The organism is Aequorivita soesokkakensis (assembly GCF_001641085.1).
In the GTDB taxonomy this organism is placed as follows: Bacteria; Bacteroidota; Bacteroidia; order Flavobacteriales; family Flavobacteriaceae; genus Aequorivita; species Aequorivita soesokkakensis.
Map to the genome: position 1 here is coordinate 58570 of NZ_LXIE01000031.1, position 16678 is coordinate 75247.

The following is a 16678-nucleotide window of genomic DNA, read 5'->3' on the forward strand; positions in this document are numbered from 1 at the left end:
CTAAATATACATTTGTTTTTTAAGTAAAATTATTTAATCTCCAATAAATGTGAACTCAACAGTACAAGGGATGTCGTGGCCAATATGGCCCCTACCTTCACCACTATCTCCATTATTTAAAAAATAAGCATGACCGGTATTAATACAGTTGCTCAAATTGAACGTATAGGTAGATCCTGCCAATAGGTATTTATAATGTGTAACGGATGCATAGTGCCCTATATTATTATTCTGTATGGTAGGCGATTCTACCCTATTGTGTGTTGAATAAGAGTGGGTGTACATCCAGCCTTCCTTGTAATCATAAGAGCCTATAGAAGGAACTATGTTTACTCCCGGCCCTGTCATTTGAAAAAAGAAAGCCCCTTCAGAGGTAGCGAGGGATATTTTATCATAACTACCAGTAAAATTTGTCATTTCACCTGCTCCAAAATTTGTTCGCACTTCTATTTTATAGGTTCCTGAATATTTTGGCGTAAAAGTTTGATTTGTTAGACCAGCTACATTATCTGCATGGTCTGGTCTTGGATCTCCATAACTTTCCCTAATGGTAGTACGCTGGCAGCCTCCAGTTTGGGAATATTTTTTATATTCTTCCATAATAAATTGGGGTTTCCAACTAGAACCATCCCAAGCATAAAGACCAGGGTAAAGATCATTGGAACCGTTGGTGGTTAAGCTTGTGTTATATACTACCGTACCTGCTACTAAATTACCGCCAACCGGATTTGCTACTGGAAGCCTTGTATTGGTAGCAGTTAATGCAATACGGGGGTAAACAAGACCATAAGAGGAGGTCTCTAAATCTAATGCTCCTTCTGGTTTTGAAGTGCCTATACCTACTTGCGCTTGATATTCCTGTATTGTTAAACAGCATATCAGAAAAGTAGTGCAAATATATTTTATTTTAAATCGTTCCATTTTTTCAATATAAAAGATTAGTTATTCACCAACATAGTTAAACTCTATGGTGCATTTTAAATCATTGTTTAAAATTATATATCCCCTTCCATCACCCGCGGGAATTACTGTTACATTTCCGTTACCCTCAATACCCGGTGCAGATGCTTGGTTGAAAGTCAACGAAAAAGTATAGTTGGTTCCAGCACTCAATAAATCTTGACGAACGAATGATGTTTGATTGAATTTGTTGTTGTATTCCTTACGGGTACCATTGTCAAAAAGACGATCGTCATTGTTTCCGGAATAGGCTTTTACCGTAAAGGAGGACGTTGTGCTGTTGAAAGTAAAGTTAAACACCCCTTCAGCAGCTACAAAATTGACATATTGGGAAGAAGGGGGTAAATCTGCCCTTCCTGCTCCATAATGGACGGTCACCAAAACTTTATAATATCCAGTAAATTTAGGTGTGAAAGTATAACTGGGGAAACTTATAGTTTGATTGCCATCTAATGGTAGCAATGGTTCCGAGTCGGTTCTCACACTAGCGCTTTGGGTATAAAGTTTGTTATCTTTTTTCTCAAATTGCGGAACCCAGACAGTGCCATTCCAAACATATAGTCCAGGATAAACACCTGTAATACCATCAACTGTATTGTTGTTATAAACTGTAGTTCCTGCAATTATATTTGCTCCATTGGGATTGTTTATGGTTTCGTTGTAAATATCCAACAAGGAAACTACAGGATAAACCAGTCCAGTCGTTGTAGAGCCAATATCCAAGGCTCCTTTTGGGGAAGAAGATTGAATACCTACTTGTCCCCAGCTATTTGAGATAAAACAGAAAAGGACAAATGTATAGGTTAAAAAAAAGTATATTTTTTTCATAATCTTTAAATTTATTAGTCTCCAATATATGTTACTTCAACGGTACAGGGAATATCGTAAAAGATATGTCCGCGACCGTTTCCGGAATTGCCACTTCCTTCAAATTCAAACGCAGCATCTTGGTCGAATTTTAAATCAAAAGAAGCAGTTTGGTTTGCAGTTAAGGAAATAAAGGTTTCAAAAGTATATTGTCTCCATATGGCAAAATAATTAGTTGCACCTACACTTGAATCATATGCGGTTGAATAGGAATGGGCCGGTATTTGATAGGTTGTACCGTTGAATGTAAAGTAAAAGATACCCGACTCAAGGGCTATGTTTAGGTTTCCGTCTGATTGGCTGCCTCCTCCCCCTTGATCTGGTACTTTAGCATTGCCTCCGCCATAATTCACACTTAAAGATACTCTATATTTTCCCGTATACTTTGGAGTAAAGTTTTTGCTTACCAAGCCAGGGATATTTCTTTGACCCTCATTAGATAGGGTTCTTAAATCACCACCAGTTTGTTCATACAAGACACTTTGTTTACGGTTAAACTGTGGAACCCATTTTGCTCCATCCCAAGAATACATTCCAGGAGATACATCATTTGTACCCGAAGTTGTTGTATTGGTGTTGTAAACAGTTGTACCAACGGGTATGTTCCCCGTTTGTGGATTGGTTGCGGGAGCCATAATATTTGTTTTGGTAAGCGCAAGCCTAGGCAATACAACTCCGTTCGTACTACTATTTATTTCCAAAATGCCATTGGGATTGATGGTATTTATTCCTACTTGGGAGTAGGAAACATTCTTAGCCAAGAAAAGAGTGGCTGCAAAAGCTAGCCACAGTGTAGGTAGTTTTATTTTCATAATTTGGGGTTTGGTTGAAAATATGATACAATATTAATATATAAATTCGATAAAAAGCAAATAAATCGGATTAAATGTTGATATTTTTTCGTTATAACTATTTAAATATCAGTTATTTCCTACATTTTTTAAGATATATTTAAGATTATTCTTACTTGTGTATAATTTTAGAACTTTCCTTTCTTTCATCTACTTTTATATTTTCTGACTGCTTTTCTGAAATTACGCTTGGAGCATCAGGAAACCTAAGATCAGTATAAGAGGATTTTTCGCCAGAAACTTTATTTATTTCATCTTTTCTATTAGCCACTATATGCCATGAAAAAGAAACGTTTGACTCTCCATTTTGCAGTTCTTTTACTTTAAAACCTGTTGCAGTTTTATCTGTGACAAAAACTCCATTGCATTCTCCTTCCAATTGAATAAATACTTTTAATGGGTGCTTATTGTCAACAGTAATATTTTGGGAAAAAATGGGGTCAATTGAAATATTCGCAATACCGTTAACCAATCGGCCCGTTCCATAATCTTCAAAAAGAACCTCGGGGGCTTCCGGTGCAAACATTATTTTTTGCGCTCCATTCTGAGTATTGCTCTCAACAATTGTGGAAACAATACCATTTCCAATTATTTTATAATTAGTGCCATTGTATCTTGCCCCTGTATAAGCCCATGAGGCATCACTATTGCCTCCACTATAGAAATACCCTCCATAATACATATTGTCAGAACCTTGAGCGCTTTCATTAGTATATCCAGCAAGCATAGCTCTAGGGTCTTTTACATCCTGATCGGAGGCAGATCCTGAATAATTTGTTTGAAATCTTGCAGCTTCTCTTACACCACTTGTTTTTTCAGTAAGGACATATAGTCCCAAGTCTTTGGCATTGGCATTTATTGCAATATTTAAAACCTCAGTTGTAGAAATGGAATTGGCGCTACCTGATACTGCACGGATGCCAATATTTGAATAATTGGCAGGCCTTTTGTCTGCTATGGCAATCATTCCGTTGGCGCCATTGCTTCCAGATGCCAAACCGGCTACTCCTCCAGTAAGTTTATCGTTTCCACTGTATGTTGTAGTTCCATAGGATCCATGCGAGTTTTCTGCATAACCAAACACGCCAATTCCTGTTCCATAATTTTCACCAATAATTGCATCTCCGGAACCATTTTCTACCCCATAAATTGAAGAGCCGCCAACGCTTGAAATTTCTGAAACTATTCCATAGTCGCTTTTTCCATCATTTATTCTTAATGTAGCATTGGATAAAGGATTAGAGCCAATTGCAACATTGCCTTCTGAAAGTATACGCAAACGTTCTTGGTTGTTGGTACGGATTGCAAAATCCTGTTCGTCGGCAGTACCCAAAAAATGATACTCAGCGCTGGTTCCATAATTTCCTTCAGCTGACCAGTCATTGCCATTTACACCATCTATGGCGACCCATCGATAGCTATTCCAATAGTAAAATCCTGGTGCAACCAAATGTTCCCCACTGCCGGAATAGTTTATATTATAAACCAATAGTCCAGTTGCAGGTGAAGAGATTGGAGCTGATTCATAGGTGTCTGTGAGCATAACCCTATTTACAAGTAGACCGCGATTTGTATCAGCCATATCAATTTGTGAACTTGTGTCGGGTTCATTTGTTCCAAAGCCAAAATTGTCATTTTCACCACTTACAAAAAAGGAGTTTTCATTATTGATTGTTGCAATTCTAAAATCCATATTCAACATATCTGGATTAATCAGAAATTCTAAATTTTCAGTGCTCTCAGCATTTGTATTGAAGAATGTTGAGTTATTAATAGAAAGATTCATTTGGTTATTTCCTGATTTCCAAAAACCCATCGTCTTGTTTTCATCCCAAGAATAAAAAGGGGCATCTAGAGTGCCATTGCCCAAGGCGAGAACTTGATCTGCATTTGATATTCTAAATCTTTGGATATTGTTTGTGCCTAAACTGAGGGACTGTTCATCAGTTGTTCCAATAAAATTTATATTTTCATCAGTGCCAGCAGTTCCCATGAGCCCCCATTTTTCTGAATCGGCCATTGCTTTCCATTTGGTACCCGACCAATAATAATAACCAGGAACTACAGCATTATTTCCATTACCAGCTGTAGCTGTATTATAGACTAATAGACTTTCAGTTGGGAAAGGTTTTATAGGGTCAATTGAATTAGTGCCTATTAAAGCAACTCTAGGAATCAATAAACCTTTTGATCCAGTTATGTCACTAATGTCGAGTATGGCTGATAGATCTGGGGATGTAGTGCCAATTCCCACTTGAGCCAATAGGTTATATTTCGGGAAAATTACAAATATGGCTAATGCCAAAATTATTCGTAGTAGTTTTAGATTCATAATTTGGGACTATTGAAAATAAGAACAAGAATAATACAAAAAATCGATTAAAAGCAAATTTATACGATAAAAGTTGCATTATTTTAATATTTAACTTTTTAATTATAATCTATTTCCTACATATTTTTTGTTTTAGATATTAATATGTAGGATTCTATGTAAGAATAGAATTTATCAAAATAAGCCAAAATGAATAAATTCATTAATTATCTTTACCATTATGCAATTTTTCTTGTCTTTTAGCTCTTTACCATGCATTGAAATTGATTTGTCTCCGTTCAATTTTTTGGGATATTCTTTATTTATTAAAAGAGAAGACCTTCTCCATCCCTACGTTTCTGGCAATAAATTCAGAAAACTCAAATACAACTTTTTAGAGGCACAAGAAAAAAACCACAAAACCTTACTTACTTTCGGCGGGGCATTTTCCAATCATATCGCAGCTGTGGCAGCTGCTGGCAAAGAATGTGGTCTAAAAACTATCGGTATCATTCGCGGGGAAGAGCTGGAAAAGAAAATTTCTGAAAATCCAACACTTTCCTTTGCAAAGGATTGTGGTATGCAGCTACATTTCATTTCGCGGGAAGCTTATAGAGCTAAAGATGAAGCTGAATTCATTCACGATTTAAAAATGCAATTTGGAGATTTCTATCTGTTGCCCGAGGGCGGAACCAATGCACTTGCGGTAAAAGGATGTGAAGAAATTTTATATGAAAAAGAAAATATTTTTGATTATATATGTGTCCCTGTAGGAACTGGTGGCACTATGGCAGGATTAGTAAAAGCTTCAAATGAAAAGCAGAAAGTTTTGGGTTTTTCTGCTTTAAAGGGAACTTTTCAATCTTCAGAAATAACAAAATATACTTCCAAAACCAATTTTGAAATCACTGACGCCTATTGTTTTGGTGGCTATGGCAAAATAGATCTAGATTTAATTCGTTTCATTAATGAGTTTAAGCGAAAGACCAAAATTCCGCTAGATCCTGTATATACCGGAAAAATGATGTATGGCATTTTCGATCTCTTAAAAAAGGGGCATTTCAAAGAAAATAGCCGTATTTTTGCAATACATACCGGAGGCTTGCAGGGTATTGCCGGAATGAACCAGAAATTGAAAAAGAAAAACCTTCCCATAATTGAATAAAATGATTGGCAGAATAACCACGCTTCTTCTTATATGTATCCTTTGCTTTGGCAGTTGCAAATCAAAAAAAACCGCAACTTCCCACAGAAAAAAAACCAAAACCGAACGCGTTGTTAGGGTCAAACAGCCCATCAAGGAAAAAGACACCAAGGCGGAAGAGCCCGATGTTGTAGTAGTTCCGGTAAACATTCCTTATAGTGAACGCGTCGCTAATTATATAAACGAATTTAGCGGAATTGCAAAAGAAGAAATGCTACAGTACGGAATTCCCGCAAGTATCACTCTTGCCCAAGGTATCTTGGAAAGTGGTGCCGGAGCAGGCGAACTTACCTTGAAAGCCAACAATCATTTTGGGATAAAATGCCACACAGGATGGGAAGGCGATCGCGTTTATCACGATGATGACGAAAGGCAGGAATGTTTCAGAAAATATAGCGACCCAAAATATTCCTATCGTGATCATTCACTATTCCTGACGCAAAGAAGTAGATATCAAGATTTGTTCAAATTGCGGAAAGATGATTACAAAGGTTGGGCAAAAGGTTTACGGAAAGCAGGCTATGCAACTGATCCAAAATATCCCGACAAACTTATAGGAATTATTGAAAGATATAATCTTGAAGCGTATGACGAAGAGGTCTTGGGCAAAAAAGTGAGCAGCACAGACCCAGACGATTCCAAAATCGGTACATATTCCGTGCAGGCTGGAGATACGCTTTACAGTATTTCAAAACGTTTCAATCTTACCGTGGAAACTTTAAAAGAATACAACGGACTTCGAAACAACGATATATCCATAGGTCAGGTTTTATATCTACACCCAGTTAAAAATCAGTAAAAAGTTTTCAATCGAAGTCGCAGTTTTCAGTAATTTTTTCTTCAATTATTAATACCAATTTCTTAAAAACTAATATGAAATATCAAAGAAGCAGTTCCCTTTTCGAAGAAGCCCAAAATGTTATTCCGGGCGGCGTAAATTCGCCGGTACGAGCATTTAAGGCAGTTGGCGGCACACCTGTTTTTGTTGAAAAAGCTAAGGGCGCTTATTTATATGATGTAGACGGAAACAAATTGATCGATTACATAAATTCTTGGGGGCCGATGATTCTGGGCCATGCTTACGATCCCGTGGTTAATGCCGTAATTGAAAAGGCAAAAAAAGGAACTTCTTTCGGCATGCCCACAGAAATTGAAACCGAAATTGCCGCGCTTGCAGTTTCAATGGTGCCGAATATTGATAAAATCCGTTTTGTGAACAGTGGTACCGAAGCCTGTATGAGTGCTGTGCGTTTGGCGCGTGGATTCACTGGGAAAGATAAAATCATAAAATTTGCAGGTTGTTATCACGGCCATAGCGATTCATTCTTAATTCAAGCAGGAAGTGGGGCCGTTACTTTTGGAACCCCCAATAGTCCCGGTGTTACGGAAGGAACTGCAAAAGATACGCTCTTGGCAAATTACAACGATTTAAAAAATGTGGAAGAAGTTATAACCGCAAGCAAAAACGAAATTGCTTGTATTATTCTTGAACCCGTTGCAGGAAATATGGGCTGCATCCCTCCTGCCAAAGGATTTTTGGAAGGCTTGCGGAAACTTTGTGACGAAAATAAAATCCTTTTGATTTTTGACGAAGTAATGACTGGTTTCCGACTAGCTGCAGGTGGCGCGCAGGAATTGTTCGGGATTAAGGCCGATATTATATGCTTCGGAAAAGTGATTGGTGGTGGACTTCCAGTTGGTGCTTTTGCAGCAAAAGCAGAAATAATGGATTATTTGGCGCCCATTGGCCCTGTTTATCAAGCTGGGACTTTGAGTGGCAATCCATTAGCGATGGCAGCTGGTTTGGCAATGTTGAAAGAGTTAAATGAAAACCGCGAAGTTTTCAACTCAATAAATAAAAAGACGGAATATCTTCAGAAAGGAATTGAGCAAGCACTTACTTCAGAAAATGTAAAATTCACGATCAACCGTTTGGGTTCTATGATATCGGTGCATTTTTCAGAAAAGCCTGTTACGGATTTTGCTTCTGCAGCCGAAGCGAACAATGAAAATTTTAAAAAGTTTTTCCACGGAATGCTCAATGAGCGAATCTATATTGCGCCCAGTGCTTTTGAAACTTGGTTCATTTGCGATGCATTGAGCTATGCAGATTTAGATTCAACTATTGCCGCCTGCAAAAAAATAGCTAAAGATTTAAAATAAAAAAACCCTTTCTAAATTTAGAAAGGGTCTTGATTTTAAATATAATTAATCACTAATTATTCATTTTCAGCCATTTGGCGTATTGATCGGCGGTTAAGGTTTTCTTCATTGCTTCTTTTAACTGATCGTCCAATTTTTTCTTTTCAGCAGCCACGGAAGCATCTTTTGAATCTTTCCCGTCAACATTTTTTTGGTAACCTACCTCTTTGGCAACAAGAGCTCTAAATATAGTTCTGCCTTGGTCGCCGTTTAGGTTTAATGTTTCGGTAAGCTTTGCAGTTTCAGCTTTGGCAATTACCTCTGGTCTTCCTTTATCCTGCGATAATGATTGTGCCGAGGCAGTTTGTATTCCTAATAGCATTGTAGTTGCAAAGGCAATTACTGTAAGTATGTTTTTCATTGGTTTAAAATTTTAAAGTTACTAATGTAACTATTTTATAAACAACTAAAACAATAACTGCGCCAAAAAAAATGATTTTAAGATTATTTTAATCTCTGCGCGGTTTATCCGGACTGTTTTTGCGTTTCATATTATCACGCTTGTGGTGACGGCTTTTTTCCCATTTTGTAAGTTGCTCTTCCGTAAGGATTTCTTTTAGCTGTTTCTTCATTGCAATTTGTCTGTCCAGCATTGCACTTTTTGCTTCAAATTTTTGGGCATCGGTCATTTCGCTTTTATTTTCAGGACGTGCAGGTTTGTTTTTCTCCATCTCCACAAACAGTTGTTTCACTTTGGTTTGTTGTGAATCGTTCAAACCTAAATCTAGGGTCATTTTTTTTGCGCGTAACTCAGCTTTTTGCTCAGGAGTGAAATTTTCCTTCATCTCTTTGCGATGTTCCCTTTTTTCAGAATTTTTATTCTGTGCAGTTATGGCGAAGGTTGTAAATGCCATTAAAATTATCATTGCTTTTTTCATCTTGTATTTTTTTATTGTTCAACATAGCTATGACGGAAAAATTTTAAATAGGTTTAATCTGCGCTATTTTTCTGAAATAAAAAAAGCCGCAAAAAGCGGCTCCAATTATTATTTTTTCCATAATAAAACGCTATAGGGAATCTATATATTCATTGAGCATTTGTAAGGCTTCACCGTGAATTACGGTTCTTCCCAATTGCGGCATTCTATAGGTTGGAAGTGTACTTTGAAAACGAGCAATTATTTCGCCTCGGTTTGCGTAAATTCCTGTATCACCAAAAGCTGTTTCCAGTCTAAAATCCAAGAAAAATCCGGGTGGAACGCTTCCGCCCGGCTGGTGGCAGTGGGCGCAGTTTACGTCCATGTACGCACGGGCGCGATCATCAATCAATAAAGTTTCATCTTCCCAATTTGGCAAAACGCTAATATTACCGGAAGTTACACCCTGCAAAAGCCCAAGGCCAGTAAGATAATCCAACTGGTTTTGATTGGTATAGGAAGGAATAAAGTTCAAATTGCGAAGTTTTGGGCCAATAGGAAAAGTAGTTGCGTTGTTGTTATGGCAGGTAAAACAATCCTGTTTGGAAGGAATTTGATAATCAACATTTTGGGCATTTCCATTTCCATCTATGTAACTTATTGCTTCGGTGCTACCTGTTTCGCGGTAGGTTGCTTCGGTTTGGGCGGTGTTCCAAATGTAATCGCCAACAAGCCAAGTGCCGTTTACTTTTAAAAGAATTCGAGTCTCAATAATTTTTTTGCCCAAAGAAGGGTCGCGTTCGTCAAGGTTGTAATAGAATGTTTTTGCAATTAGGGTATTATCTGGAAAAGTTGGCAACAAATTACTATTGTTAAAACGCATACTTTGTCCGTCGGGAAGACGGATTAGCCTTTGTTTATGTGCATAATCCGTGAAAAGTGTGCTGTTAATTTCATAAAGTTGCACGCCGTTAGCTGGATCTAAATCTGAAAGATTTCCACCAAAAACTCCCATTTGTGAAAGTAATGGTAAAAATGATAAAGGCTGTTGAATCGTAAAAGCTTCCAGCGTATTGCTTTGGCCAGATTCGTTTTCTTCCGCATCCAATGCAGTAACGTAAAAACTATATGCTGTTCCAGCAGTAAGATTTTGAATGGTTGCGGAGGTTTCGGTAATTAAACCTACAAGTGCTGTTCCGTCTTGGTAAATTCGGTAACCCGTAACGCCAACATTATCGGTTGACGCTTCCCAACTGAGCTTTAGGGAAGTTTCAGTTTGCTCTGAGGCGGTTAAGTTTAATGGTTTTGAAGGGGCTTGGGTATCAACTTCTACGGGATCATAGCCATCATCTTTTCCGCAAGCGGTAATCATTAAGCCAATAAGGGCCAGAAAAACTAATTTCTTCATTTTTTATTAATTGAGTTCCTAAAAATATAAAAATTGGTTGAATGGGTAGGATTTTGGCTGTTAAATTAAAAATCATTCAAAAGATAACCTCCCTCATTGAAAAGTTATGTTCCCTAAATGTGTGTTTTATTATAGATGTGTTATCAATAGTTTCGGTAGAAATTTAAAATGTAATACTATGAAAACGAAATTTTTATTATTGCTTCCAATTTTTTTAGGACTTGGTTTTTTGGGATTCATTTCCTCTAAAAATGATTATCCCGAAACCAAAAGAGTATTGGCCCATGAGGATGGGTGTGTGTTTATGACGGTTATGGGCGAGCAATCGTCTGAAAATTACAGTGTTTTTAAGAATGACGAAAACCTAAACCTTTCAGTAAATGATGGTCTTTTGTGGTTAACGGAAGCCCAATTACCCAATGGTGGCTATGGTGCGGGAAGCCACGCACATCAGGAAATTATGGATCCGCATGCTGTACCAGCCGATCCTGCAACCACCGCAATGGTTGGAATGGCTTTTTTAAGAAGTGGAAACACTTTGGAAAAAGGAACGTATTCCAAAAACCTTCAAAAAGCATTGAATTATCTATTGGAAACTGTTGAGAACACTTCTAAAGACAATCCTTATATAACCGATGTTCGCGGCACGCAAATACAGACGAAACTTGGACAGAATATAGATGCAGTGCTTACGGCACAGTTTTTTGCAAATATGCTTCACCAAAATTTAAAGTCTTCGGAAAAGAAGAGAATTGAACGTGCATTGGATATCTGTGTTTCAAAAATTGAAGCTGCAACCGATGCCGAAGGAAAACAGCAGGGCGCTGGTTGGGCCGGGGTTTTGCAGAGTGGTTTGGCGAGCACTGCCTTGGAATCTGCCTCGGCAATGGGGGTGAATGTTGATAAAGAAGTTTTGAATAGAACCCGCAATTACCAAAAAGGTAATTATGACGAAAAGACAAACGAAGTTAAAACCGACGATGGAGCTGGTGTGATGCTCTATGCCGTGAGTGGCAGCGTTCGTGCAACCGCAAAAGATGCAAGAAGGGCGGAAGAAAAAATAAATAAAGCAAAGAAGGAAGGTAAGCTTGCGGAAAATGCTCCCGTAACCGTTGAAAACCTTAGAAAAGCTGGTTATTCGAAAGAAGAGGCGGCAGAATATTCCACAAGTTACAATGTATATCAATCCGCAAAAAATACGGCGCAACAGGAAGATGTGTTAAATGGTTTTGGAAATAATGGGGGAGAAGAATTTTTGAGCTTTTTACAGACTGGCGAATCATTGGTGGTGAACAAAGACAAGGATTGGAAAAAATGGTACGATGATATGAGCGGACGTATTTTGAAAATCCAGAATACGGACGGCAGTTGGAACGGACACCACTGTATTACCAGCCCAGTGTTTTGCACGGCAACGAGCATATTGTTGCTTACAGTGGAAAATGATATTGACTATTTACGAAAAGTTGGAGAATAAAAATTGAAATACCACCGCTCGCGTTTCTGGTAGGGATGCCAGACCCCTTATGCCAAAAAGGAGGAAAAAAGCGTGGGCGGTGGTTTATTTTTACATTACCAATTCCAATGTAGTTTCGTAAAGGTTCTTTTTTTCCATTTTTGATTTTAACCACGCATAAAAACTCATCACAAAAATATCTTCCCGCTCTGCTCCAATCCAAACAAATGAAGTTTCCACTTTATTTTTAAATTTTTCAGAAGTTATAATTTTCGGGTTTTCATAATAATTATTGACAAAGCCCATAAAGGTCAAAACTCTTTCTTCGCCTATTTCCTTTAAACGTTTGTTGAATTTTCTTTTAAACGAATTAAGTCTTGAAAATACCAAATCCAATTTATCAAGCTCAATCAATATCAATATTTCAATGATGCTTTTTTTCAATACCCAAATCCATCCATTTTTCTTTTCATACCAAATATCGGAATGCGAAAATTCCTTAAAAATCTGATAAGCCTCATTAAAACGGTGTTGCTGGAAGAGAAAGGTGCATAATGATAAAGACGTTTCAGCGGAACTTCCTTTAAACTTTTCCAATAAACCAATCGCTTCGTTTGCACGGCCTGTGTAATTAAGGTTCATTGCCTTAATTAAGGTTAGTTTTTCTTGAAATAGCTTAAAGTATATTCTATTTCTTTTCAGCATTTCACCTTGCATTTGGGCTATAAAATCCTCTGATTTTTTAAATTGTTTGTTTCTGAAACTTGCCACTGCCATTAAATGAAGAATCTCGATATGGTAAAATAAATGCTTTTCGGCGAGGATAATTTTTTTGTTTTTTATTATTCCATAGATATCCTCCATCAAAGTTGAAATGTTATTATAATCGCTTTGGAGTTTAGCCGCGGTTGAGGTTAGATTCATTAATTGGAATAAGGATTTATAGGTAAGCGTTTCGGCAACTTCAATATTGAAATCTGAAAAAACTTGCGTAATTATTTCGCTTGCCGGATTTCCCTTTTCAAACTTTATTTTGTTTTTAATACTGGCGTATGCCATATTTAGCTGAAATTCCCTTTGAAAATTTAGGGCATTCTTTTCTGAATCCTCAAAAATTTCTGAAAGCACCAAATTGGAATTGAGATGTGCATATTGAATTTTGGTAGTGTAAATTTCATTTAAGATTGAATACAGGTCTAATTCCAGCGCTTTTTTTTCGGCTTTTAAAAGAGTTTTGAACGCCACTTTGTTGTTTTTGTGTTCAAAGAAAATCCTGCTAGCCAGCAAAAGCTTCATTATTTCCATTTCTTCGGAGGTTTCACCAGAAAAACTTTTGGACGCCACGAAATCGATTAAGTTGTTTTGAAGACGATTGCATAGTGCGTGAAAGGCATTTTTTGAAGATTTTCCGTAAATTTTTTCAGCTGTTTCAATCGTTTTTCCTAAAGAGATAGTTTTAAAAAGTGTAAGATTTTTAACGTCTCCCCGTTGATTCTTTTTTTTCAGATAGCTGATGAATTCCCTTTTTTCATCTTCTGAAAAATCATTGATTATTGAATTAATTATATTCATTTAATAATAAGATTGAATAACTATAAACTCTTTAAAATTAGATGCTGAAAGTACAATGATACTATTTTTAATAGTAAGTATTTATAAAAAATTACATTTTATTGAATTGTTTTACTTCCCACATTTGTACCAATAATCATCAAAAAATATATCATTATGGAAAATCAAATGTTTACTGAAGAAAAAGAAAACAAGAAAGTTTTTACTTCAAGAAAAGAAAAGGAAGAGAGTTTTAACTGCAAGCCAACCCCCGCATTTGTTTCGGCATCTTGGACAGCACTTTTTATTGGGATGGTATCATACTGCATTGGATTGTGGAATGTAGATATGATGCTCAATGAAAAAGGGTATTATTTTACAATTCTTCTGTTTGGACTTTTCTCTGTGGTTTCCGTGCAAAAAAGTGTGCGGGATAAGCAAGAAGGCGTACCCGTAACCGATGTTTACTACGGTATAAGTTGGTTTACAACCATTGCTTCCTTGGTGTTGCTAGTTATTGGACTTTGGAATGCAGATATTGAATTAAGTGAAAAGGGTTTTTATGGAATGTCCTTTACCTTGGCTCTTTTTGGGGTAGTTGCCGTGCAGAAGAATATTCGGGATATAAAATGGCTTGAAAAGAAGGAATAAAAGTGGTTGTTCATTAAGACAAAGAGCGGTAAGTTCTTTGTTTTGATGATGATTGCTGGAGCGGTTTTTATTCTGAAATCGCTCCTTTTATTAAAAAAATGAGCCGCATTAAAAATGCGGCTCATTCCTATCTTTAAATAGTTAATATATTATTTCACAACAAAACGCAATACTTTGTTGTAGTCTTCAAATTTCAAGATATAAACGCCCAAAGAAAGATTGGAAACATTAATGCTACTATTGCTGGCATCAACGTGTTGTTCTTTCACTTTTTGGCCAAGCATATTATAGATGGCTACGTTATATTCTTCTTTTAAGTTTGATAATGCAATGGTATCATCTGCTGGATTTGGATAAATAGAAACGCCAAGCAGAGCGTCATTGTCATTAACTCCCGCGGTAACGCAAGGTGCTGGTGAAGTTCCGGCATTTGGGACATTTAAGTTACAAGCTCCCTCTGCTGAAAAAGTAGCGGTAAGGTTAATTGTTCCACCATCTGATGGCATCTGTACGCCCACAAATGTGTGTGGCGATGTTAAACCTGCTACCGGAACTGAAGCTGTTCCATCACCAGATATATCTAAGGTTCCAGTTGCTGGAGGGTTTATAAAAGTTACGGTAACATCTGCCGTGAAGAAATCATCACTGCCGTCTGTTGGTGTTCCATTGTCATTACATGGTGAAAGGTTTGATGTTTCAATTTCAGAAATATCACAAGCGTTTGGATCACAAACATACGCAGGCAATACATATCCTCTGGCTTCAAACCTATCGGTAAAAGCATCAATCTCAGCACAGGTATAGCCCATGTCTATAGCTGCTTGTCTCACTGCGATAGCAGCGTTTTGTTGGTTGGTATTGCTATTGGTCATACCAAGACCTTCCCAAACGGCGGCATCCATTTTTTCTCTGCCAATGATTTCCCAGATTTCAAGAAGTACCGTAGCCCATATTTGCCCGTCTGTGTGAATTGAACCAGTAAGTCCCCCTGGATACATAGCTCCGTAATTGGTAACACGGCCACCCCAGAATGGATTGTGTCCGTCCCAACCAAAAACCCAGAAATATTGTGGGTCTGTAATATCCCAATAACCAGTACTTCTTTTATAGGAATTTGCCCAATAGTCACCAGTTCCTTCACTTAAACCATTTACTTGGCTAAGGTTACCGTTGGTAATAAAATCGTGAAGTCCGTGGCCCAATTCGTGAAGCACTACGTCCATGTCTTCTGCATCATCCACGCCACCTTCTCCAAACTGAAGACTTCCGCCACTGTAAAAAGAGTTGTCAGCACCATTAGCGCCGTGTGGATCATAACGAACCACTCCATTGTTGTAAATTGAAACTAAAGGAATTCCCAAATCATCATTGATGTAACGGAAGCTTTTATCAATGTGGTGATAGCAGTTAGCGGCTTCAAAACCTTGCTCATCACGCGTAAATTCGAAATCTGGTGATGTTTGCAAAAACAAACCTGTTGATGGAGCGCCTAATTCTGCTATTTCAGTATATGGACCTTTTAGTCTGTAGTTGGTGCCGTCAAACTGAATGTCGAATAAAGTTACAGCTGTTCTTGCAGCGTCAAGATCTGCATTAGTTTGGTCATTGTTGTCTGAATAATTTCCGCCATAAGTACTTCCCGTTTTGGTAAGTGGGTCTGGGTCAAAAACCATTGCAGTACCTGTTGCCATAGTTGTTGGGGCAACTGGGTTTTTAATTCCTTTTGGGTTGCCTTCTCCATCTTTTTTATGGTAAATGGCAATGTCTTGGGTACTTAAAACAGTTCCAGTTTTTGCATCAACAATAGTTTCCCAGTTACCCATTCTGAATTCAGACATAGTGGTTACTCTGTAAACCAATTGATTGCTTCCCAGTTTGTTGTAAACATATAGTTTTACTTCCTTTTGAGAAATGTAGCCTTCAATATTCAAAGCTGTTTTTGCAGCATTTAAAGCATCTTCAGCAGAAATTGAAGGGTTGGTATCAATAGTTTCCACAGCACTATCAAAAGTGCTTGCGTGGTAGGTTACTTGGTTTCCGTTTGAAACGTGAACGGCCACGGAAGAATCAAAAACTTCTACGCCGTTTACGGTATGTTGATATCTAAAAGTTTCACCGGAAGGGCCTGCGTGGCTGCTTTTCATCGTAAAACTTTGGTTTGTTTTGTTGATGGGCATATTGCTGTCCATCCAAGACTGGGCTACACTTTCTTTGCTGCTCTGCGCAAAGAAAACCTGTGTAAACACCAATAATAGCGAAGTGAATAATAGTCTTTTCATAAAAAAAATTAGATTTAGAAATAGTGAATAGATTTTCAAATGTAATGGTAAAGATTTATAATTCAAAGGTTTCTGAATAAA

General features: G+C 37.5%; 14 protein-coding genes. 5 read left to right on the top strand and 9 right to left on the bottom strand.

The features are described from left to right. Positions 1 to 33: 33 nt before the first annotated feature. From A7A78_RS10670 to A7A78_RS10685, 4 genes are all read right to left on the bottom strand, one after another. Positions 34 to 921 (bottom strand): hypothetical protein, encoded by an 888-nt coding sequence (locus A7A78_RS10670; protein WP_068762448.1) that lies wholly within the window; start codon positions 919 to 921, stop codon positions 34 to 36. A 21-nt stretch (positions 922 to 942) separates the two neighbouring features. Next, positions 943 to 1788, bottom strand: a complete 846-nt coding sequence (locus A7A78_RS10675; RefSeq protein ID WP_068762449.1) for a hypothetical protein — start codon at positions 1786 to 1788, stop codon at positions 943 to 945. Between the two features lie 14 nt (positions 1789 to 1802). Next, entirely contained in the window at positions 1803 to 2639 is an 837-nt protein-coding gene (locus A7A78_RS10680) for a hypothetical protein (RefSeq protein ID WP_068762450.1), read from the bottom strand. A gap of 151 nt (positions 2640 to 2790) precedes the next feature. Further along, complete coding sequence (locus A7A78_RS10685) at positions 2791 to 4983, bottom strand: hypothetical protein (RefSeq protein ID WP_131811128.1); 2193 nt, start codon at positions 4981 to 4983, stop codon at positions 2791 to 2793. Positions 4984 to 5230: 247 nt separating this feature from the next. On the opposite strand from A7A78_RS10685, the gene A7A78_RS10690 reads away from it, so the two are divergent. The 3 genes from A7A78_RS10690 (at position 5231) to hemL (ending at position 8356) form a co-directional block, all read left to right on the top strand. After that, the gene (locus tag A7A78_RS10690) at positions 5231 to 6154 is read left to right on the top strand and encodes a 1-aminocyclopropane-1-carboxylate deaminase/D-cysteine desulfhydrase (RefSeq protein ID WP_094746107.1); all 924 of its coding nucleotides are present in this window, start codon (positions 5231 to 5233) and stop codon (positions 6152 to 6154) included. 1 nt (position 6155) lies between these two features. Beyond that, entirely contained in the window at positions 6156 to 6992 is an 837-nt protein-coding gene (locus A7A78_RS10695; RefSeq protein WP_068762452.1) for a glucosaminidase domain-containing protein, read from the top strand. A 74-nt stretch (positions 6993 to 7066) separates the two neighbouring features. Continuing rightward, the gene (gene hemL / locus A7A78_RS10700) at positions 7067 to 8356 is read left to right on the top strand and encodes a glutamate-1-semialdehyde 2,1-aminomutase (protein WP_068762453.1); all 1290 of its coding nucleotides are present in this window, start codon (positions 7067 to 7069) and stop codon (positions 8354 to 8356) included. A gap of 52 nt (positions 8357 to 8408) precedes the next feature. Here hemL and A7A78_RS10705 read toward each other — a convergent pair whose 3' ends face one another. From A7A78_RS10705 to A7A78_RS10715, 3 genes are all read right to left on the bottom strand, one after another. After that, on the bottom strand, positions 8409 to 8756 hold the full coding sequence (locus tag A7A78_RS10705) for a hypothetical protein (RefSeq protein WP_068762454.1): 348 nt from the start codon (positions 8754 to 8756) through the stop codon (positions 8409 to 8411). 88 nt (positions 8757 to 8844) lie between these two features. Next, on the bottom strand, positions 8845 to 9273 hold the full coding sequence (locus A7A78_RS10710; RefSeq protein WP_068762455.1) for a hypothetical protein: 429 nt from the start codon (positions 9271 to 9273) through the stop codon (positions 8845 to 8847). Positions 9274 to 9403: 130 nt separating this feature from the next. Next, positions 9404 to 10660 carry a fibronectin type III domain-containing protein gene (locus A7A78_RS10715; protein WP_094746108.1) on the bottom strand — a complete coding sequence of 419 codons (1257 nt, stop codon included), beginning with the start codon at positions 10658 to 10660 and terminating at the stop codon, positions 9404 to 9406. Positions 10661 to 10838: 178 nt separating this feature from the next. Between A7A78_RS10715 and A7A78_RS10720 the strand changes: the two genes are divergently transcribed. After that, positions 10839 to 12137 carry a prenyltransferase/squalene oxidase repeat-containing protein gene (locus A7A78_RS10720; protein ID WP_068762456.1) on the top strand — a complete coding sequence of 433 codons (1299 nt, stop codon included), beginning with the start codon at positions 10839 to 10841 and terminating at the stop codon, positions 12135 to 12137. A gap of 90 nt (positions 12138 to 12227) precedes the next feature. On the opposite strand, the gene A7A78_RS10725 is transcribed toward A7A78_RS10720, so the two are convergent. Next, positions 12228 to 13688 (bottom strand): hypothetical protein, encoded by a 1461-nt coding sequence (locus A7A78_RS10725; RefSeq protein WP_068762457.1) that lies wholly within the window; start codon positions 13686 to 13688, stop codon positions 12228 to 12230. A gap of 156 nt (positions 13689 to 13844) precedes the next feature. Here A7A78_RS10725 and yiaA point away from each other — a divergent pair, with 156 nt between their 5' ends. After that, on the top strand, positions 13845 to 14318 hold the full coding sequence (gene yiaA, locus A7A78_RS10730; RefSeq protein WP_068762458.1) for an inner membrane protein YiaA: 474 nt from the start codon (positions 13845 to 13847) through the stop codon (positions 14316 to 14318). A 149-nt stretch (positions 14319 to 14467) separates the two neighbouring features. On the opposite strand, the gene A7A78_RS10735 is transcribed toward yiaA, so the two are convergent. Then, positions 14468 to 16597: a T9SS type A sorting domain-containing protein gene (locus A7A78_RS10735; RefSeq protein WP_131811129.1), complete on the bottom strand. Its 2130-nt coding sequence runs from the start codon at positions 16595 to 16597 to the stop codon at positions 14468 to 14470. Positions 16598 to 16678 lie beyond the last annotated feature (81 nt).